This window comes from Streptomyces sp. NPDC101225 (assembly GCF_044767585.1).
Classification (GTDB): domain Bacteria; phylum Actinomycetota; class Actinomycetes; order Streptomycetales; family Streptomycetaceae; genus Streptomyces.
Genome location: NZ_JBIWOE010000012.1, coordinates 91,910 through 111,079, shown reverse-complemented (window position 1 = coordinate 111,079; position 19,170 = coordinate 91,910). Strand labels below are relative to the sequence as shown.

16 protein-coding genes are annotated in these 19,170 nt (G+C 73.4%); 6 read left to right on the top strand and 10 right to left on the bottom strand.

Annotated features, from left to right (window positions below; all coding sequences use genetic code 11):
- Positions 1 to 9: 9 nt before the first annotated feature.
- The 7 genes from ACIRPX_RS19280 to ACIRPX_RS19250 form a co-directional block, all read right to left on the bottom strand.
- Entirely contained in the window at positions 10 to 1,398 is a 1,389-nt protein-coding gene (locus tag ACIRPX_RS19280; RefSeq protein ID WP_404195663.1) for an aldehyde dehydrogenase family protein, read from the bottom strand.
- A gap of 153 nt (positions 1,399 to 1,551) precedes the next feature.
- Entirely contained in the window at positions 1,552 to 2,895 is a 1,344-nt protein-coding gene (locus ACIRPX_RS19275) for an ABC transporter ATP-binding protein (protein WP_404195660.1), read from the bottom strand.
- Between the two features lie 181 nt (positions 2,896 to 3,076).
- The gene (locus ACIRPX_RS19270) at positions 3,077 to 3,718 is read right to left on the bottom strand and encodes a class F sortase (RefSeq protein WP_404195946.1); all 642 of its coding nucleotides are present in this window, start codon (positions 3,716 to 3,718) and stop codon (positions 3,077 to 3,079) included.
- Between the two features lie 55 nt (positions 3,719 to 3,773).
- Positions 3,774 to 4,445 carry a hypothetical protein gene (locus ACIRPX_RS19265; protein WP_404195657.1) on the bottom strand — a complete coding sequence of 224 codons (672 nt, stop codon included), beginning with the start codon at positions 4,443 to 4,445 and terminating at the stop codon, positions 3,774 to 3,776.
- Positions 4,446 to 4,663: 218 nt separating this feature from the next.
- Complete coding sequence (locus tag ACIRPX_RS19260) at positions 4,664 to 6,916, bottom strand: molybdopterin oxidoreductase family protein (protein ID WP_404195654.1); 2,253 nt, start codon at positions 6,914 to 6,916, stop codon at positions 4,664 to 4,666.
- 157 nt (positions 6,917 to 7,073) lie between these two features.
- Entirely contained in the window at positions 7,074 to 7,691 is a 618-nt protein-coding gene (locus tag ACIRPX_RS19255) for a TetR family transcriptional regulator (RefSeq protein WP_404195651.1), read from the bottom strand.
- Positions 7,688 to 8,293 (bottom strand): hypothetical protein, encoded by a 606-nt coding sequence (locus tag ACIRPX_RS19250; protein WP_404195649.1) that lies wholly within the window; start codon positions 8,291 to 8,293, stop codon positions 7,688 to 7,690. The genes ACIRPX_RS19255 and ACIRPX_RS19250 overlap by 4 nt, the downstream gene beginning before the upstream one ends.
- 185 nt (positions 8,294 to 8,478) lie before the next feature.
- Here ACIRPX_RS19250 and hmgA point away from each other — a divergent pair, with 185 nt between their 5' ends.
- The 3 genes from hmgA to ACIRPX_RS19235 all read left to right on the top strand — a co-directional run bounded on the left by hmgA (position 8,479) and on the right by ACIRPX_RS19235 (position 11,844).
- Positions 8,479 to 9,825, top strand: coding sequence for a homogentisate 1,2-dioxygenase (gene hmgA, locus ACIRPX_RS19245; RefSeq protein WP_404195646.1), 1,347 nt, complete (start codon positions 8,479 to 8,481; stop codon positions 9,823 to 9,825).
- Positions 9,826 to 9,907: 82 nt separating this feature from the next.
- Positions 9,908 to 10,657 (top strand): GntR family transcriptional regulator, encoded by a 750-nt coding sequence (locus ACIRPX_RS19240; protein ID WP_404195643.1) that lies wholly within the window; start codon positions 9,908 to 9,910, stop codon positions 10,655 to 10,657.
- A 26-nt stretch (positions 10,658 to 10,683) separates the two neighbouring features.
- A complete protein-coding gene (locus ACIRPX_RS19235; protein WP_404195640.1) occupies positions 10,684 to 11,844 on the top strand; it encodes a type ISP restriction/modification enzyme in 1,161 nt (386 codons plus the stop codon).
- Between the two features lie 226 nt (positions 11,845 to 12,070).
- On the opposite strand, the gene ACIRPX_RS19230 is transcribed toward ACIRPX_RS19235, so the two are convergent.
- The 3 genes from ACIRPX_RS19230 to ACIRPX_RS19220 form a co-directional block, all read right to left on the bottom strand.
- Positions 12,071 to 12,340 carry a hypothetical protein gene (locus ACIRPX_RS19230; RefSeq protein ID WP_404195637.1) on the bottom strand — a complete coding sequence of 90 codons (270 nt, stop codon included), beginning with the start codon at positions 12,338 to 12,340 and terminating at the stop codon, positions 12,071 to 12,073.
- Between the two features lie 126 nt (positions 12,341 to 12,466).
- On the bottom strand, positions 12,467 to 13,279 hold the full coding sequence (locus ACIRPX_RS19225; protein WP_404195634.1) for an anti-sigma factor domain-containing protein: 813 nt from the start codon (positions 13,277 to 13,279) through the stop codon (positions 12,467 to 12,469).
- The gene (locus ACIRPX_RS19220; RefSeq protein ID WP_404195632.1) at positions 13,276 to 13,818 is read right to left on the bottom strand and encodes a sigma-70 family RNA polymerase sigma factor; all 543 of its coding nucleotides are present in this window, start codon (positions 13,816 to 13,818) and stop codon (positions 13,276 to 13,278) included. Before ACIRPX_RS19220 ends, ACIRPX_RS19225 begins: the two co-directional genes overlap by 4 nt.
- Before the next feature lie 229 nt (positions 13,819 to 14,047).
- Between ACIRPX_RS19220 and ACIRPX_RS19215 the strand changes: the two genes are divergently transcribed.
- The 3 genes from ACIRPX_RS19215 (at position 14,048) to ACIRPX_RS19205 (ending at position 19,126) form a co-directional block, all read left to right on the top strand.
- Positions 14,048 to 15,583: a DUF4331 domain-containing protein gene (locus ACIRPX_RS19215; protein ID WP_404195630.1), complete on the top strand. Its 1,536-nt coding sequence runs from the start codon at positions 14,048 to 14,050 to the stop codon at positions 15,581 to 15,583.
- Positions 15,584 to 15,773: 190 nt separating this feature from the next.
- Positions 15,774 to 17,438, top strand: a complete 1,665-nt coding sequence (locus tag ACIRPX_RS19210) for a tetratricopeptide repeat protein (RefSeq protein ID WP_404195627.1) — start codon at positions 15,774 to 15,776, stop codon at positions 17,436 to 17,438.
- Positions 17,435 to 19,126, top strand: coding sequence for a sulfite exporter TauE/SafE family protein (locus ACIRPX_RS19205; protein ID WP_404195625.1), 1,692 nt, complete (start codon positions 17,435 to 17,437; stop codon positions 19,124 to 19,126). Before ACIRPX_RS19210 ends, ACIRPX_RS19205 begins: the two co-directional genes overlap by 4 nt.
- The last annotated feature ends 44 nt before the right edge of the window (positions 19,127 to 19,170 follow it).

Here is a 19,170-nt window from a genome sequence, read left to right as displayed (position 1 = left end):
AAGGCTCCTTCAGAACTGGAGGGACTGGGTCTGCAGGTACTCGGACAGGCCGTGCGCGCCGAGTTCCCGGCCGACGCCCGACTGCTTGTAACCGCCGAAGGGGGCGAGGGGGTTGAACCGGCCGCCGTTGATGTCGACCTGGCCGGTCTGCATCCGGCGGGCGAAGGCCACCGCCTCGTCCTCGTCGCCGGCCCAGACGGCGCCCGCGAGGCCGTAGACGGTGCCGTTGGCGATGCGCAGGGCGTCCTCCTCGTCCTCGTAGGCGAGGATCGACAGGACGGGGCCGAAGATCTCCTCCTGGGCGATCGTCATCCCGGGCGTGACGTCGGCGAAGACGGTGGGCGCGACGAAGTAGCCCCGCTCGCGCGGTGCTTCGGGGCCTCCGGCGACCAGCCGGGCGCCCTCCGCGATCCCCTTCTCGATGTAACCGCGCACCCGGGCCTGCTGCTTGGCGTTGACCACCGGGCCGATGCGCTCGCCGTACTTGGCGGCGGCGGCCGCCGCGAGTGAGACCGCCTCGTCGTACTGGTCCCGCCGCACCAGCATCCGGGTCCAGGCGCTGCACGTCTGGCCGGAATTGGACATGACGTTGGCCACACCGACGTTGACCGCCTTCGCGAGGTCGGCGCTCGGCAGGATGACGTTGGCGGACTTGCCGCCCAGCTCCAGGGCGACGCGCTTGATCGCGGCACCCGCCGTCGCACCGATCCGCCGGCCGACCGCGGTGGAGCCGGTGAAGGAGACGAGGTCGACCTCCGGGTGCTCGGCCAGGGCGTGTCCCGCGACCGGGCCGAGCCCGGTGACCAGGTTGAACACGCCTGCGGGGACGCCCGCCTCGTGCACCGCCTCGGCGAAGAGCTGGGCGACCAGCGGGGTGTCCTCGGCGGGCTTGAGCACCACCGTGCAGCCCGCCGCGAGCGCCGGGGCGACCTTCGCGACGATCTGGTGGAGGGGGTAGTTCCAGGGCGTGATCGCGCCGACCACGCCGACCGGCTCCAGACGGACGGTCGAGTTCCCGGTCTTCTCCTCGAAGGTGTACGTCGCCGCCAGCTCCGCGTAGGAGCCCGCGACCGCGACCGGCACGGCCGCGTGCACGTTCCGCGAGAACGCCGGTGGCGAGCCGAGCTCGGTGGTGACCGTCTCGGCGATCTCGTCCTTGCGCGCGGCGAGGACGTCCCGGAGCGCGGCCAGCCGGCCGGCGCGCTCGGCCGGCGGGGTCGCGGCCCAGGCGGGGAAGGCGGCGCGGGCGGCCCGTACGGCCTGGTCGACGTCCTCGGCGGTGCCCGCCGGCACCTGGGCGACCACCTGCTCGTCGACCGGGTTCACGACCTCGATCGTCTCCGTGCCGACGGCGGGGCGCCAGGCGCCGCCGATGTACATGCCGTCGTGTGCCTTCATGGTGCTCCTCCGGGGGCGGGGTGCGTGGTGCGCGTCAAACCTACCGACGCCACATAAACTAGCGACGATAGTTTTCCGGCGCCAGACGTCCCCGCGCCAGGAGCGGCGTCACAGGGCGGGCGGAACCTTCGAAACCCGCCCCGGACACAACACCTAGGCGTCCAGGTCCGGCAGCCGCGCCGGGGACGGGCAGATCCGTTCGCCGTGCTGGTCGAAGACGAACAGGTGGGCCAGGTCGACCAGGAGCGGGACCTGCATGCCGTGGCGCAGCTCGATGTCCGGGGTGGTGCGGACCACCAGGTCGCCCGGCAGGCGGGCCTCGGAGGCCGCGGGCTCGGGACGCGCGTCCGCGGCGTCGTCCATGACCACCACCGGTCCGGCGCGCAGGGCTTCCGCCCGCTCCCGGATGCGCGCCAGCACCGTCGTGCCGCCGTCCCGGCGACGGCGCCGGGAGGGCCGGGGAGCGGGACGCGGGGCCTCCAGATCCGGTACGACGGCGGGCCGGGAACCGGTGTTGAAGTGCACCAGGACCTCATGTCCCTGGAACTCCACGTGCTCCACCAGCCCGGTGAGCGGCACCTCGCCGACGCGGGCGGAGGCGTGCTTGGCGATGCGGACGGCCTCCGAGCGCAGCCCGACGATCACCTCCCGGCCCTGCTGCACCCGCAGCAACTGGTGGTCCAGCGTGAGGGGTTCGGGCAGCCGCAGGTACTGCTTGCCGAGGCTGACGGTCATCGCGCCGTCGAGCGGGGCGCGGACCATCCCGCGCAGCAGGTTGATGCGCGGGGTGCCGATGAAGGCGGCGACGAAGACGTTGCGGGGCAGGGCGTAGACCACACGCGGGGTGCCCACCTGCTGGAGCACCCCGCCGCGCAGCACGGCGACCCGGTCGCCGAGCGACATGGCCTCGGCCTGGTCGTGGGTGACGTAGACCGTGGTGACGCCGAGCTCCCGGGTGAGCTTGGAGATCTCCGCCCGCAGATGGTTGCGCAGCTTGGCGTCCAGGTTGGACAGCGGCTCGTCCATCAGGAAGGCGGAGGGGTGGCGGGCGATGGCCCGGCCCATCGCCACGCGCTGGCGCTCACCGCCGGAGAGCTGGCTGGGGAAGCGGTCGAGGAGGTCCTCGATGCCCAGCATCCGGGCGGTGGCGTCCACCCGCGGGCGCGGGTCCTCCCCGGGGTTCTCCACCCGCAGCGGGAAGCCGATGTTGCCCCGGCTCGTCATGTTCGGATAGAGGGCGAAGTTCTGGAACACCATCGCCATGTTCCGGTCGGACGGGACCAGGTCGTTGCCGTACTCGCCGTCCAGCAGGAGCCTGCCCTCGGTGATCTCCTCCAGCCCGGCGATCATGCGCAGCACGGTGGACTTGCCGCAGCCCGACGGCCCCAGCAGCACGAGGAACTCGCCCGGCCTGATGTCCAGCGACAGCCGGTCCACCACGCGGACACCGCGCGTGTAGGTCTTGCTCACGTCGTGCAGGGAGATGGCGCGCGTCATGACACTGCCCCCGGGGGCGTTCTGAGCGAGTGCTGGTACTCGGCGGCGGAACGGCCCGTGCGGGCCGTACGGGCTGTGAGTCACGGAAGTTAACGGACCGTACGGACCCAACGGAAGACACACGACAGAATCGGCCGCTCCGTTCCGCCCAGTGAGAAACCGGACGCGCCGCACCGCCGCGTCAGCGGGTCGCGGTCAGATGGGCGAAGACAACGACGTTGCTGGTGTAGCCCGTCCTGCGGTTGAACAGCCCGCCGCAGGTGAGCACCCGCAGTTCGGGGCGCTTGCTGGGGCCGTAGACCTCCTTGTCGGGGAAGCGGGACTTGTCGAAGACGCGCACCCGGTCCACGGTGTAGACCGCCGTGCGGCCGTCCAGGCGCCGGGCCTCGATGGTCTTGCCGGGGCGCACCTGCGCGAGGGCGGCGAAGACCGCAGGGCCGGTTCTGGTGTCCCGGTGCCCGACGGCGATGGCGGTGCCCCGCTCGCCCGGCGAGGCGCCGTCCTGGTACCAGCCGACGAGCTTGGGCTTGTCCAGCGGCGGTGTCTCCAGCTGCCGGTCGGCGCCGACCCTCACGGCGACGATCGGCGCGTCGATGCCCAGGGACGGTACGCGCAGGCCGGTCGCCGGCGACCGGGGCAGCGGGTCGGGCGGCGGGGTGTGCCGGGCCGACGGGCCGGGCTCGGCGGCCCCGGGACGCTCGTCGGCGGCGCCGGGCACCGGGCCGGCAGGCGCGCCGGCGGCCGGAGCCCCGGCCCGGACGGACGGGACCGGGGGGTGGTGCCCCCCGCACCGGACGACCGTCACCAGGACGGCCACGATCAGGGCCGTCCTGGTGAGACGGTACGCGCGGGTCCGGTGCCAGGGCCTGCGTCTGCGCCTAGGAGGCACCGTGCGAGCGGCGGCGGATCAGCGTGCGGACGTACACGGCACCGCCGACCGCGACCAGTCCGACGCCCGCCGCCGCGCTCAGCGGGGTGTACGACTGCACGGTGTCGACCAGGCCGCCGCCGCCGGCGTGGACACCGCCCTTCGGCCCGCCGCCCTCGTGCCCGGCCCCGGGGCCGTGGTCCTCGATCGTCCGGTTCGGGCCCTGCTGCCCGCGGTCGTTCCTGCCGTGGCAGCTGACCGTGAAGACCTTCTCCTTGGGCGGGGTGGCCGCGGCGCCGGGCAGGGTCGGCGGAATGGTCCATTGCAAGGTGTACCTGCCGTCGGCAAGGCCCAGCGTGTCGGTGTGACCGGCGCCGCCGGCCAGGGAGATCGTGCCGCTCACCGTGGCCGCCGTGGGCAGCGGGGGCTGCGCCGTGATGGTGTAGTTGACACTCGCCACCGTGCCGAAGTTGGCGGCGTCGAGGTAGAACTTGCAGACCTCGGGATCGTCCTTGGAGACGCCGTAGGGCACCCGCTCATTGTGGATCCTGATGTCGGCACCGTCGCCGGGGGCCGCGACGGCGGCCGTCGCCGCGAACCAGGAGGCGCCGGCCGCGGTCAGTACGGTGAGGGCCGCGGCTCCGAGACGGGCGCCGGCGGACGGGGGCATCAAGGTGGGCATGGATGTTCCTCCGAGTCAGACGATTTTCATACAAATCGCTCTTTCACCTGACTCTCTTTCACATCCGTCCCGGGACCGGCGCGACCACGGCCCGACGCGCCGTCGGATGTCGCCCGACCGGCGCAACCGCGTCTCCTGCGGCCACCGCCCGGCGGCGCCCCCGGGCCACCCGGCCACCGCCCGGGGCGGACGGCGCGGGCGGCGGTTCGGCGATGTGCTCAGGCCGGCGACGTGATCGGTGCGGCCACGGCGGTGACCTCCACCGGCACTCCGTTGAGGACCGCGTTGCCCGAGAGCGGGTCGAGCAGGCTGCCGTCGAGGAGCTGGTTGACGTTGACACCGGGATCGGCCGCGGCATGGCTCATCCGGGTGCCGGGCCGGTCGTGCCCCCAGCCGTGCGGCAGGCTCACCACACCCGGACGCACCCCGTCGGTGACCTCCGCGGGGGCGGTCACCTCGCCGCCGGCGCCCTTGACGCGGACGGCGGCCCCGTCCCGCACGCCGAGGCGCTCGGCGTCCTCGGGGTGGATGTGCAGGGTGCAGCGGTTGCTGCCGCCGGTCAGGGCGGGGACGTTGTGCATCCAGCTGTTGTTGGAGCGCAGATGGCGGCGGCCGACGAGGACCAGCTCGTCCGGGAGCCGGTGCACCGCCTCGCGCAGCCGCGGCAGGTCGTCCGCGAGGGGCCGTGGGAGCAGCTCGACCCTGCCGCTGCGGGTCTTCAGCGGCTGCGGGAGGCGGGAGCCGAGCGGGCCGAGGTCGATGCCGTGCGGGTGCGCGAGCAGCCGCTCGAGGCACAGCCCGTCCGGCCGTGCGCCGAAGCCGTCGCCGTAGGGGCCCAGGCGCAGCATCATGTCCAGGCGCCGCTCGGGGCCGCTCGCTCCGGTGAGCGCGGCGGCGAGTTCCTGCGGGTCGCGGCCGTGCACGGGAGAGTGGGGCTCCCTGACCGCCTTGCCCAGGGTCTGGCCGATCACCATGTCGTCGACGGCGGACGGGTCGGCGCCGTGCATGCCGGTCGCCGCCAGGATCAGCCGGGCGAGGATCTCGGTCTCGGCCATGCAGCCGGGCTCCAGGGGCACGGCGGGGCGCGTGTAGCGGACCTGGTTGCGCACGGCGAGCGTGTTGAACGCGAAGTCGTGGTGCGGGCTCTGCGAGGGCGGGGGCGGCGGCAGCACGACGTGGGCGTGGCGTGAGGTCTCGTTGAGGTACGGGTCGACGCTGACCATGAAGTCCAGGGAGTCCAGGGCCTTGTCGAGCCGGTCGCCGTCGGGCGCGGACAGCACGGGGTTGGCGGCGACGGAGACGAGCGCCCGGACCGGCTCGCCCTCCGCGGTGGCGGTGTCGATCTCCTCGGCGAGCGCGGAGAGCGGCAACTCCCCCTTCGCCTCGGGGTACTTGCTGACCCGGGAGTGCCAGCGGCCGAGCGCGAAGCCGTGGCTCGGACCGGCCGGGCGGGGCGTCCGGTCGGTGGCCGCCTGCGGGAAGAGGGCACCGCCGGGCCGGTCGAGGTTGCCGGTGAGGATGTTGAGGACGTCGACGAGCCAGCTGCCGAGGGTGCCGTACGGGACGGTGCAGCTGCCGATGCGGCCGTAGACCGCGGCGGTGGGGGCGGCGGCGAGCTCACGGGCGAGCGTCCGTGTCACCCCGGCCTCGACGTCGCAGGCGGCGGCGACGGCCTCGGGCGTGAACTCCCCGACGGCTGCGCGCAGTTCGTCGAGGTCCTGGACGTGCGGGGTCAGCTCGCCCAGATCGACGAGCTCCTCCTCGAACAGGACGTGCGCCATCGCCGCGAGCAGGAGCGCGTCGGTGCCGGGGCGGATCGCGATGTGGCGGTCGGCGAGCTTGGCGGTGCGGGTGCGGCGCGGGTCGACGACGGTGAGCGTGCCGCCGCGCGCCTTGAGGGCCTTGAGCTTGCCGGGGAAGTCGGCGGCGGTGCACAGGCTCCCGTTGGACTCCAGGGGGTTGGCACCGATGAGCAGCAGATGGCCGGTGTGGTCGAGGTCCGGCACGGGGATGGCGTTGGCGTCGCCGAAGAGCAGTCCGCTGGAGACGTGCTTGGGCATCTGGTCGACCGTGGAGGCGGTGAAGACGCTGCGGGTGCCGAGGCCGGCGAGCAGCACCGGCGGGTAGAGGGCGCCTGCCATGGTGTGCACGTTCGGGTTGCCGAGGACAACGCCGACCGCGTGCGGGCCGTGGCGCTCGACGACGGGACGGATGCCCTCCGCCACGGCGTCGAAGGCCTCCTGCCAGGTGGCCTCGCGCAGCTCGCCGTCCTTGCGCACCAGGGGGGTGCGCAACCGGTCGGGGTCGCCGTCGACGGCGCCGAAGGAGGCGCCCTTGGGGCAGATGAACCCCTTGCTGAAGACGTCCTCGCGATCACCGCGGGCGCCGGTGACCCGGGTCCCCTCGATGGTGAGGGTCAGCCCGCAGGTGGCCTCGCACAGGGGGCAGATACGCAGAGCGGTGCGGGACACGGGTCCTCCCGGTGGGCGATGACGGCGCCTGGGCACGGCCGAGCATACCGACCGGTTGGCATGCTGGGGAGGCCCCTCGGGGGTGAGGCCGGAAATTCGCGGGCCGTTCGCCGGGGGATCGCGTGTTCGCCACGGACCCGGCACACGGGGCCGGGCCTCAGTCCAGCACTCGCGCCAGATAGGCCCGCAGCAGCCCCCGCGCCTCCTCGATGATCTTCTCGTCGCCGTCCGGCGCCATCCGGAAGGCCAGGTGGACGAGGGTGTCGGCGGTCTCCACCGCGATCAGGAAGGTGCGGCGCAGATCCTCGTCCGGCTCCCGGTCGAGGTAGCCGGAGAGCAGGTCGGTGAGCCGGTCGGCGACGCGGTGGTTGGGCTCGGCGCTGCGGGCGCCGACCGGGATCTGGTTGCCGAAGTCGACGAGGGAGAAGCCGGGCGCCGTGCGCTTCATGGCCAGGTACTCGTCGAGCACGGCGTCCATCGCCGAGCGCCAGCCTCCGTCGCCGGCCCGCTTCAGCCGCTCGGTGACCCGCTCGCTGAACCGCTCGAGGTTGCGCTGGGCGAGGGCGTCGACCATCTGCCGCTTGTTGCCGAAGAAGCGGTAGACCGAGCCGATGGGGACCTCCGCCCGCAGGGCGACGGCCCGGGTGCTCAGGGCGTCGTAGCCGACCTCGTCGAGGAGTTCGGCGCAGGCGTCGAGGATACGGGTCAGTCGTTCGGCGCTGCGCCGCTGCACGGGCGCGCGGCGTAGCGATGTCGCGTGGGGCACGGACTTCATGATGCCTTTCCGGCGCGCTCCGGAGAACCTCGCCCCCCGGTCCGCGCACGACGGTCGGTTGCGCTCAGTGCGGTCGTGTCCGAAGAGCCCCCCGGCCGGCCCGCCGCCTCCGACGCCGTGATGTCGGCCGTGCTCTCGATCGGCCGCCCCTTCACGGCCCACACGGTGCCGTCGTCGGCGTAGAGCCGCGCGGTGACGTGGTGGGTGCCGCGCGGGACGAGCCGGGCCGGCAGGCGGCAGTTCAGGCCGCGGAGCCGGCTGACGAGCCGGTCGTCGACGAAGACGTACGCGAGGCCGTGTCCGGCCGCCGCCCGCGTCCTCGTGCCGGCCGGCGAGAACCGGAAGTTGCGGACGGTCAGGTGCACGTCCCAGGTGTCGCCGGTGTCCGGCTGCACCTGGATCCCGACCTCGGGCGCGCCCTTCTTCTGCACCTCACGGTAGTGCCGCCCCTCCTTGTCCGTCTCGTCCAGGACCTTGCCCACCGGTGACGCCGACTCCCCGTTCCTCCCCTCGTGCGCAGCACTGGAACCACAGCCCGCGGATCCGGTCAGCAGCAGGACACAGACCGCGAGCGCGGCGCACGGCCCCCGCGTCCACGACATGCCCCGGAGACTAGAACACCGCTCCGACAGCCGGATCCCCCTGGAGTCGGGTTCTCGCTCCACCCTGACGGGTACGCCCGCCGGAATGCCCGGTGAGGAGGCCCGGGACCCTCTTGCGCCGACCGGAGCGCAATCCTATGGTGTTACATAGGAATCAGTCCGCATCAGTCCGCAAGGGAGCGACGATGAGCGGGGACGCGCGCAAGACGGCCGAGGGGCTGACCTACCTCTCCGGCTTCGGCAACGAACACAGTTCCGAGGCCGTGCCCGGTGCCCTTCCGGAAGGCCGCAACTCACCCCAGCGCGCACCGCTCGGGCTGTACGCGGAACAGCTCAGCGGATCGGCGTTCACCGAGCCGCGCGCCGCCAACCGCCGCTCCTGGCTGTACCGCATCCGCCCGTCGGCCGCGCACCCGGCGTTCACGCACACCCACAACGGCTGGGTGCGCACGGCCCCCTTCACCGAGTCCGTCCCCGACCCCAACCGGCTGCGCTGGGACCCCCTGCCCGACCCCGCGGACGGCACCGACTTCCTGGCCGGCCTGTGGACCCTGGGCGGCAACGGCGACGCCACGCAGCGCTCCGGCATGGCCGTGCACCTGTACCACGCCAACTCCTCGATGGACCGCGTCTTCAGCGACGCGGACGGCGAGCTGCTGATCGTCCCGGAGCAGGGCGGGCTGCTGCTGCACACCGAGTTCGGGCTGCTGCACGTGGAGCCCGGACACATGGCGCTCGTTCCGCGGGGGGTGCGCTTCCGGGTGGAGCTTTTGGACACCGACGCCGACGGCGGGCCGAGCCCGACCGCCCGCGGCTACGTCTGCGAGAACTACGGCGCCCCCTTCCGCCTCCCCGACCTCGGCCCGATCGGCGCCAACGGACTGGCCAACGCCCGGGACTTCAAGGCCCCGGTCGCCGCGTACGAGGACGTCGAGGGACCGGTGGAGGTGGTCAACAAGTTCTGCGGCAACCTCTGGAAGGCGACGTACGAGCACTCGCCGCTCGACGTGGTCGCCTGGCACGGCAGCCATGTGCCCTACGTGTACGACCTGCGCCGCTTCAACGTCATCGGCACCATCTCCTACGACCATCCCGACCCGTCGATCTTCACGGTGCTGACGTCCCCGTCGGACACCCCGGGCCTGGCCGGCGTCGACTTCGTGGTCTTCGCGCCGCGCTGGCTGGTGGGCGAGGACACCTTCCGGCCGCCGTACTTCCACCGGAACGTGATGAGCGAGTACATGGGCCTGATCGAGGGCGCCTACGACGCGAAGACGGCCGGAAAGGGGGGCTTCGTGCCCGGCGGCGGCTCGCTGCACAACATGATGTCGGCGCACGGACCGGACCGGGAGACGTTCGACCGGGCGAGCGCGGCCGCACTCGGGCCGCAGAAGGTGGACGACGGACTGGCCTTCATGTTCGAGACCCGCTGGCCGGTCACGCTCACCGCGCACGCGGCGGACGCGGACCACCTCCAGCCGCACTACGACGACGTGTGGCGCGGCCTGGAACGGCATTTCCGCCCGCACTGACCGTCGACCGGGTGCAGGGCGCCGCGAGGCCCCCGCGGCCGGCCCGGTTGCACCGGAGATCCCCGACCGGTACGGATGGCCCGTGACCTCCTTCGCCCCGGACTCGATCGTCCTGAACCGCAAGCTGCCGCTCTGGTACCAGGTGTCGCAGTCCCTGCGCGCCTCGATACTCGGCCGCTCGCCCCAGGACCCCCTGCGGCTGCCCACCGAGGAGCGGTTGGCGGAGCACTACGGAGTGAGCGTGCTGACCATGCGGCAGGCGCTGAAGGAGCTGGAGGAGGAGGGCCTGATCACCCGGCACCGGCGCCGGGGCACCTTCATCGAGCCCGACGCCCGCCGGGGCGCCCCGGTCCGGCTGCTCGGCTCGGTGGACGCGATCGTGGCCCAGCAGTCCGGTATGACGACCGAACTGCTGGATTACGGCCACGCACCCGTCCCGCCCGAACTCGCCGAGTTCTTCCCGGAGATCGGGGAGGTGGCCACCTACCACCGCCTGCGCAGCGACGAGAAGACGGGTGAGCCGACCAACCACGCGCTCAACCACGTGCGGCCGGACGTGGCGGCCCGCATCGACCCGGCCGACCTGCTGCGCTGGCCGATGACCAGGGTGCTGCGCGACGTCGTGCGGGCGGACATCAGCCGGATCACGGACACCGTTCAGGCCCGGCTGGCCGACCCGGAGACGGCACGGCTGCTGCACGTCCCGCTGCTCAGCCCGATCCTGCACTACACGGGCGTCACGTACGACGCCGCAGGGCAGGTGCTGGACGTCGCGGTGATCCACTACCGCGGCGACCGCTTCTCCTTCTCGGTGACCCTCGACGCCACCTGAACCTTCTGTCGGGGCCAGGCCGTACGATGCCCAGCGTGACGCACGACGACGCTCCGCCGCTGGCGGACCTCATGCCGTGGTCCGTCGCACCGCCGCGGCTCGGCCGGAGGTGGCCGGCGGGCCCCGACGCGACATCCCTCAAGGCCCGCTGGGACGCGCTGATGAAGGCCGAGGGCCCGGACCGCGAGGTCCTGTTCGAGCCGACCCGCTCGCGCACCCTGCACTCGGCCGTCGGCCAGCTGCCGGGCCGGCCGGGCGGCACCCAGAAGCTGATCCGCGCCACCGGCCCCGGCCCGGAGCCGGTGCGCGTCCTGCTCGCCCCCTTCGACGAGCAGTGGCTGCTGCCCGACCACCGCCTGATCGACAGCGCCCGCCCCGAGCTGTGGCGGGTGGCGGACCAGCACCAGATCTTCGTCGCCGAGAGCCCCTCCGGGACGGGCGGCCCGCAGCTGCTGGCCACGTCCTGCCTCCCGCTCCTGCGCCCCGGCCGCATCCGCCCGCTCTACCGCCGCCCCGGCGGCCTGGAGCCCAACCTGGCGCCGGGCCTGCTAGACCATCTGGGCACCCTCCTCGGCCACTCCCCCACCCCGCCGGACGTGCTGGCCTGGATCATGGCGGTGACCCGCCCGGACCTGACGGTACCGCTCACCGAGGACGCGGAACTCTTCGCACGCGGAGTGGAGTTGGGCCGCCGAGTGCTGTGGCTGATGCGCCGCGACGGGGACCGCCCCAAGCTGCCCGGCGGCCGCCGCCCGTACGTCCGCGCCCCGCTGCCGTCCCGCCCGCTCGTGGTCGACTACGACCGTGACGAGGAGGCCCTGCTGCTCGACGAGGGCCGCATCTCCCCGGTGCCGCCCGAGGCCTGGGACTTCGAGACGGCCGGCGTCCGGGTCCTGGAGGAGTGGTTCGGCGCACGGACCGCGGACCCCGAGCCGGGCACGCTGGCCGCGATCCGCCCGGCCACCTGGCCGCAGAACTGGACCTCGGAGCTGCTGGAACTGATCACGGTCCTCGCCCTGCTCGCCGAACTGCGGCCGCAGCAGGAGGAGTTGACGGTGACCTCACCCGTCACGGCGTCCGAGCTGCGCGCGGCGGGGGTCCTGCCGCCGCCGGCGGCGGCGCGCAGGCCCGCCTCGGTCCTCGATCACCACGAGGAGGGCCCGGAGGGCCAGTTCGCGCTGCTGTGACCGCGGGCGGGGAGACACCGGCGGGCGGTGAACACACTTCCCCCTGGGGGGAGTTGGCAGCCGTCGGAGCCGGGTGGGGACGGCCTGCCACGGTCGGCGCGGACCCGCGCCCGGTGTCGCACCTGGTTGTCGCCGCAGTGCCGGGGATGACGGTGACGAGTGAGCAGCGACGTGCCGGGACGATGCGGTCACCGGGGCTGGGGTCCGCGAGGAGCGCCGGTGCGGCTCAGCGCCCGCCGAACAGCGAACGGCGCAGCCTGCGCAGCGGCGCGAAGAGCAGGACGCGGCTGATCCGCGCGCCCCGGGCGCTGCGCTCCTGCGGGGTGTCGCGCGTGGTGAGCTCGCGCATCAGCGAGGTCGCCTCGGCCACCTTCTGCTGCGGCACGGCGGGACCCGACAGCACCGAGAGATGCCGGTCGAGGCGCGAGCTGGTCGCGCTGCTCCCGCACGTGATCGCAGGGACCCTCGCCCTGCTGCGCACTGTTATCTGTTCCATGTCACTCCCCACCCGTACGAGTCCACCCGGCCCGGGCAGAGTAACCCTATCGCTCCCTCGGGGCACTCGTGTATCGCGGTCACAGGATTCACCTTCCCCGTAAGGAGGTTGACGACTCCACGTTCGTCACTCTCCGAATCCGACCGATTTCAGGGTGAGTTGGACAATCGGCTGGCTGGTGGGTTGCGGCGACCCGCCGCCGGGCTCCACGGTCACAGCGAGTGACGTGGCCGCCTGGTCGAGGCCGGTCGCGACCAAGGGCGTGTCGCCGCCCCGGAACAGCCCGAGCGAGCGTGGTCGCGCGCCGGGGCGCATGAGCCAGAGCTGGTGCACGCGTCCGCCGGGCGGAGTGCCGTATCCGCTGAGGGTGACGACGGCCTGCCCCTCGGACGCGGAGGCGACCACCGCGAGGGCGCGGCCCTGCTTGTCCTGTCCCGCGGTCGCGCGTGCGTCGGGAGCTGCGAGAACGTGGGCGATCTCACGTGACTGGGCGTTCGCCGCGTCCAGCTGGTCCTGCGTCCGGTTCGCCTGCACCGCGAAGAGCGAGGCGACCACGAGGGCCGCGGCGGCGGTCGCCGTGGCGAAGGGCACGAAGAGCGGGCGGCGCTCACGGGGCGCACGGGAGCGCGCCGGCAGCGGCTGCGTGCCCCAGACGTGCGGCGGCAGCTGGGGGGTGTGCTCGTGCGCGGGCTCCTGCGGCGTCGCGCGGACGGCGGCCAGCACCCGCTCGCGCAGCGCGGCCGGCGCCGGGGCGGCCGTCGACCAGGCGAGGCGGACGGCGTCCTCGGACAGGGCCCGCACCTCGGCGTCGCAGATCTCGCACGAGGCGAGGTGCTTCTCGAAGCGGACCCGCTCGGCGGGCGCCAGGGCGTCGAGCGCGTAGGGGGCCGCGAGCGAGTGCGGATCCTCGCTGCCCAGCAGTCTCTTGAGCAGACTCATGCGACACCTCCCAGGCACTTGCGCAGCTGGGTGAGTCCGTCGCGCATCCGGGTCTTGACCGTGCCCAGCGGCAGCGACAGGCGCTCCGCCACCTCACGGTACGTGTAGCCGTCGTAGTAGGCGAGGGTGACGGACTGGCGCTGGAGGTCGGTGAGCCGGTCCAGGCAGCGGCGTACCCATTCGCGTTCCAGGCCCGCCTCGACCTCCTCGGTGACCTGGTCGAAGGCGGGGTGGTGGGCCCGGCGTGCCTCGCGCTGCTCGCGCTCGCCGGCCGCGCGGGCGCTGCGCACCCGGTCCACGGCCCGGCGGTGGGCGAGGGTGAGGATCCAGGACAGGGCGCTGCCGCGGGCCGGGTCGAAGCGGGCGGCGGACCGCCAGAGTTCGAGCAGGACCTCCTGGGCCACCTCCTCCGACTGCGCGGGGTCGCGCACGACCCGGCGCACCAGTCCGAACACCGGCCCGGACACCAGTCCGTACAGCTCCTCGAACGCTGTGTGGTCGCCACCCGCCACCCGCAGCAGAAGCTCGTCCGCCTCCACTCGGTCCCCCTCTCCACGGCCGCAAGGGCCCCGTCCCGTCACACCAGGCATTCGCAACGAACGCACCTCCGGATGGGGTTACGGATGGGAGGGCCGAAAACGCCAGTCCGCCGCGCGGTGAAACAAGATTCCCCGCCCGCCGTAAAGACCTTCGGGATGCGACCAATCCACTCTGCCGAGCGCTCCGAATCAGCGTGCGTCAGGCAAGTTGGGACTGAGGACGGACGGCATGACACCTATCTCCAGGAGCGGTGCGGGACGCAGGAGCATCGCGACCCTGATAGCCGGCGCGCTGGCCGCCGGGGGGCTCGCGGCCGCCGGCGTGGCCACGCTGGAACCGGGGGCGGCCTCCGCCTCCAGCCACCGGGAGGCCCCGCTGATCTCGGGGCAGCCGCAGTACGACAACACCGACGTGTACGCGTTCGTGAGCCCGGACAAGCCGGACACGACGACGATCATCGCCAACTGGATCCCGTTCGAGGACCCGGCGGGCGGCCCGAACTTCTACACGTTCGCCGACGACGCGCAGTACGACATCCACATCGACAACAACGGTGACGCGCAAGGCGAGTTGCTGCTGCGCTACACCTTCAAGACACACACGAAGAACAAGAAGACGTTCCTCTACAACACGGGCGCGGTCACCAGCCTGGACGACCCGGACCTGAACGTCACGCAGACCTACGACATCGACCTGATCAAGCTGCACCACCAGAAGGTCGTGTCGAGGACGAAGCTCGCGGACAACCTGGCCGTGGCTCCGTCGAACGTCGGCAAGGCGTCGATGCCGGACTACGGCACCCTGCGCAAGCAGGCGATCTACAAGCTGCCCAACGGCGCCCAGACCTTCGCGGGCCAGGCCGACGACCCGTTCTTCCTGGACCTGCGCGTCTTCGACCTGCTGTACGGCGGCAACCTGTCGGAGGTAGGACGGGACACCCTCAAGGGCTACAACGTCAACTCCATCGCCCTGCAGGTCCCGACCGACATGATCACGGAGTCCAAGGACCAGCCGATCGTCGGCATCTGGTCGACGACCCAGCGCAGGAACGCCCAGGGCTACTACGAGCAGGTCTCGCGCCTGGGCAATCCGCTGGTCAACGAGGTGGTCAACCCGCTGAAGGACAAGGACAGGTTCAACGCGTCCTCGCCCTGGAACGACGGTCAGTTCCTGAAGAACGTGACCCATCCCGAGCTGCCCAAGCTCATCGAGTCGATCTACAAGATCAAGGCGCCGGCCGAGCCGCGCAACGACCTGGTCGACGTCTTCCTCAAGGGCGTGAAGGGACTCAACCAGCCGCCGAAGGTACGCCCGGCGGAGGAGCTGCGCCTGAACACCTCGATCAAGCCCGCCGCCAGCCCGAAGCGGCTCGGGGTGCTCGACGGCGACAACGCCGGCTTCCCGAACGGCCGCCGTCTCACCGACGACGTGATCGACGAGGCGCTGCAGGTCGTCGAGGGCGAACTGGTCGGTTCCAAGAACGACTTGGGCGACGCGGTCGACAAGAACGACAAGGGCTTCGGCCACTCCTTCCCGTACCTGGCCAACCCGACGGCCGGCTCGCGCGGCGCCACCGCCAAGGGCGTCAGCAGCGGCAACGACGTCCGTAACCAGCTGGGCGACGCGCTCCAGCCGGCCGGTTCCTCCGGCGGCATGAGCAACTCCGGCCTGATCGCCGCCTCCGCGGGCGCCGGCGCGGCCGGGATCGCCCTGATCGGCGCCGCGCTGATGTGGTGGCGCCGGATGCGGGGGCGTGCGTACTGACACCCGCACGGGGACTGCCGGCCGTCGCCCGCCCGCAGCGGCGTCGTGACCGGCCGCGCAGGCCCCGCGCCCCGTCGGCCGGGCTCCGGCACAGCCCGGCCACCGACAGGCGCGGCCCGTCCGTACCATCCCCCACGGCCGGGCCGCGCCGCACAACGTCCCAAGCCAGCACGTCGATTGAGGAGAGGGCATGGCCCCGCGCACGAACGGCACCGACCCGGAGAGGGAGCAGGGCGCCCCGCCGCCTTCCCCACCGGCATCCGAGCCCTCCCCGACCGTGCCTGCCGCGCGCACTCCGGTCACCCGGGCGAGGACGGCCGGCGCCCCGCAGGACGGTCCCTCGCGGGAGGCGGAGCCCGCCGGCGCCGCGGGATCCCGCGCGGCGGACGCCGAGGGCGCGGCGCGGGAGAAGCCGTCACGCCCCGGCGGCCCCGCCGCGTCCGAGAGCCGCGCCGTTCCCGGCGGGGACAGCGCCGTCGACCCCCGGGTCGCCGCCGTACGGCGCGTGGGGGAGGCCGGGCGGCGGCTGAGGGCGGCACAGCTCGGGGGGACCGTGGTGCTGCTGGCCGTCGCGCTGACCTTCGGGTCCGTCGCCGTCGGGGCGCTGCGGGACCGCGCGGACACGACCGTCGCGGCCGCCCCGAGTGCCGCGTCCCCGGCGCTGCTGACCAGCGGCAGCCTCGACGCGAGCATCGCGGCGCTGCAGGCCCAGCTCAAGGCGCAGCCGCAGGACTTCGGGAGCTGGGCCACGCTCGGTCTGGCCTATGTCGAGCAGGCCCGCACGAAGGGCGACCCCTCGCGCTACCCGCAGGCCGCGAAGGCCCTGAAGCGCTCGCTCGGCCTGAAGCCCGGCAACGAGCAGGCCCTCGCCGGCCAGGCCGCCCTCGCCGCGGCCCGGCACGACTTCGCGCACGCCCTGACGTACGCGGACGACGTGCTCGAGGAGAACCCCTACAGCGAACGCGCCCTGTCCTCCCGCATCGACGCCCTCGTCGAACTCGGCCGCTACGCGGAGGCGTCGAAGGCGGCCGACACCGCCGACTCCCGGCGCCCGGGCGTCCCGGTCTTCACGCGGTACGCGTACGTGCACGAGCTGCGCGGGGACGTGAAGACGGCAGGGCAGGTCCTGCGGCAGGCGCTCGCCACCTCCACCGCCCGCGGCGACATCGCCTACGTCGCCGGGCAGCTCGGCCAACTCGCCTGGAACCAGGGCGACTACAAGAGCGCGCTCACCTACTACGGCCGCGCGCTCGCCGCCGACGAGAACTACCTCCCCGCGCTGGAGGGCCGCGCCCGGTCCCTGTACGCGAGCGGCGACCACGCCGCCGCGATCAGGGACATGGAGCAGGTCGTCGCCCGCTACCCGCTGCCGCGGCCGCTGGTCGCGCTCGGCGAGATGTACGAGGACCGGGGCGCGAAGGGCGACGGCGCGCGGGCCCGCGACCAGTACGCCCTGGTCGACGCCTGGATCAAGCTCGCCCGCGCCTACGGCGTCAACGCCGACCTCGACACCGCGCTCGCCGCCGCCGACCACGGCAGCAGGACGTCCGCGCTGCGCGCCGCCCGCGCCGAGTGGGCCCGCCGGCACACCGTGCACACGGCCGACGCGCTGGCCTGGGCGCTGCACGTCAACGGCAAGGACGCGCAGGCCCTTCCGTACGCCCGGCAGGCGACGGCGACCGGTTACCGAAACGCCGCGTTCCTCTACCACCGCGGCATGATCGAGCGCGCCACGGGCCACCTGACGGACGCCCACGCCTCCCTGACGGCGGCACTTCGGCTCAACCCCGGCTTCTCGCCGCTGGGTGCCCACGAGGCCCGTAGGGCCATGAAGGACCTGGAGGCCGAGCGGTGACCCCTCGTCGGCTGCTCGCCTCCACCGGGGCCGTCCTCACGGCGGCCTGCGCGCTCGCGCTGCTCCCTTCCACCAGCGCGAGCGCGCACCCCCTCGGCAACTTCACCGTCAACCGCTACGACGGCCTGGTCGCCGCGCCCGGCACGCTGCGCGTCGACCACGTCGAGGACCTCGCCGAGATCCCGGCCACGCAGGCCAAGCCGGGCATCGAGCGGCTCGGCATGACCGAGTGGGCGCGCCAGCGGTGCGCGAGGGCGGCGGACGGCAGCAGGGTCACCGTCGACGGACGGGCCACCGCGCTGACGGTCCGCCGCAGCACGGCGCGCCTGCGGCCGGGGCAGGCGGGCCTGAACACCCTCCGCGTGGAGTGTTCGCTGACCGCGCCGCTCCCCGCGCACGGCACAGTGAGCCTCGGCTTCCACAGCGCGGGCGCGTCCTCCGGGCCCGGCTGGCGTGAGATCACCGCGCGCGGCGACCGTATGACGCTCACCGCGACGGACGTACCGAGGACGTCGGTGTCCCACGAACTGACCAGTTACCCGAAGGAGTTGCTCTCCTCCCCCGCCGACACCTCGGCCGCCTCCCTGCGCGTACGCCCCGGCGGACCGGCCCTGGCCGGGGAGCGGCAGGACGCCCCCGCCGCCTCGGTCCTGCCGCGCGGCGCCGACCGCTGGACCCGCGCCCTGGACGCGCTGGTGGCCCGGCACGACCTCACCGTCGGCTTCGCCGCGCTCGCCCTGCTGATCGCGATCGTGCTGGGCGCGATGCACGCGCTCGCCCCGGGCCACGGCAAGACCCTGATGGCCGCGACGGCCGCCGCCCGCGGCGGCCGGGCCCGCCTCAGGGACGTGCTGCCCCTGGCCGCCTCGGTGACGGTCACTCACACCCTCGGCGTGGTCGCGCTCGGCCTGCTGGTCACGGCCGGCTCGGGGGCGGCGCCCTCGGTGATCGCCTGGCTGGGCGTCGCGAGCGGCGTCATGGTCGCCTCGGCGGGCGCCACGCTCGTACGCCGTGCCTGGCGCAACCGCGGCCCCGGCCACCCGCACGGCCGTGCGCACGACCATCCCCATCCCCATCCGCACGGCCACACGCACCCGCACGAGGCGGGCCGGCCCGAGGAGCGCGCCCTGGTCTCGGTCGCCGCCCGCACCGAGCCCGCCCCGGCGACCGCGGACGCCCCCGCGCACCCCCACACGCACGGCCACGACCACGCGCACCCCCGCGACCACGACCACGCGCACGACCACGATCACACGCACGACCACGATCATCCGCACGGCCACGGCCACCCCCACACCGTCGAGCACACCCACGGCGGCTTCACCCACACCCACTCCACCGCCCCCACCCTGCGCGGCACGCTCCTGCTCGGCTTCGCCGGCGGGCTCGTGCCGAGCCCCTCCGCCGTCGTCGTGCTGGTGGGTGCCGCGGCGCTCGGCCAGGCCTGGTTCGGCCTGCTCCTCGTCGTCGCGTACGGCATCGGGCTCGCCCTCACGCTCACCGCGGCCGGGTTCGCCGTGGTCAAGCTGGGCACGGGCATGAACCGGCTGCTGGAGCGGCGCCCCCGCTGGAGCGAGCACCCCCTCGCGTCCCTGGTGCGCCGGACCGCCCCGCTGGGGTCGGCGTTCCTCGTCGTGGCCCTGGGCGTCGGACTGGTGCTCAAGGGGGCCGCATCCGCACTCGGCTGAGCTACGTTGGGGGAGGTATCACACGGAGTGGAGAAGACCCGCGG

Bases quoted from the DNA above. Each gene is read 5' to 3' on its own strand.
- ACIRPX_RS19255 (WP_404195651.1), bottom strand. From the start codon at position 7,691: ATGAAGTCCGTGCCCCACGCGACATCGCTACGCCGCGCGCCCGTGCAG.
- ACIRPX_RS19280 (WP_404195663.1), bottom strand. From the start codon at position 1,398: ATGAAGGCACACGACGGCATGTACATCGGCGGCGCCTGGCGCCCCGCC.
- ACIRPX_RS19250 (WP_404195649.1), bottom strand. From the start codon at position 8,293: ATGTCGTGGACGCGGGGGCCGTGCGCCGCGCTCGCGGTCTGTGTCCTG.
- ACIRPX_RS19265 (WP_404195657.1), bottom strand. From the start codon at position 4,445: ATGCCCACCTTGATGCCCCCGTCCGCCGGCGCCCGTCTCGGAGCCGCG.
- ACIRPX_RS19235 (WP_404195640.1), top strand. From the start codon at position 10,684: ATGCCCAGCGTGACGCACGACGACGCTCCGCCGCTGGCGGACCTCATG.
- ACIRPX_RS19215 (WP_404195630.1), top strand. From the start codon at position 14,048: ATGACACCTATCTCCAGGAGCGGTGCGGGACGCAGGAGCATCGCGACC.
- ACIRPX_RS19210 (WP_404195627.1), top strand. From the start codon at position 15,774: ATGGCCCCGCGCACGAACGGCACCGACCCGGAGAGGGAGCAGGGCGCC.
- ACIRPX_RS19275 (WP_404195660.1), bottom strand. From the start codon at position 2,895: ATGACGCGCGCCATCTCCCTGCACGACGTGAGCAAGACCTACACGCGC.
- ACIRPX_RS19230 (WP_404195637.1), bottom strand. From the start codon at position 12,340: ATGGAACAGATAACAGTGCGCAGCAGGGCGAGGGTCCCTGCGATCACG.
- ACIRPX_RS19225 (WP_404195634.1), bottom strand. From the start codon at position 13,279: ATGAGTCTGCTCAAGAGACTGCTGGGCAGCGAGGATCCGCACTCGCTC.
- hmgA (WP_404195646.1), top strand. From the start codon at position 8,479: ATGAGCGGGGACGCGCGCAAGACGGCCGAGGGGCTGACCTACCTCTCC.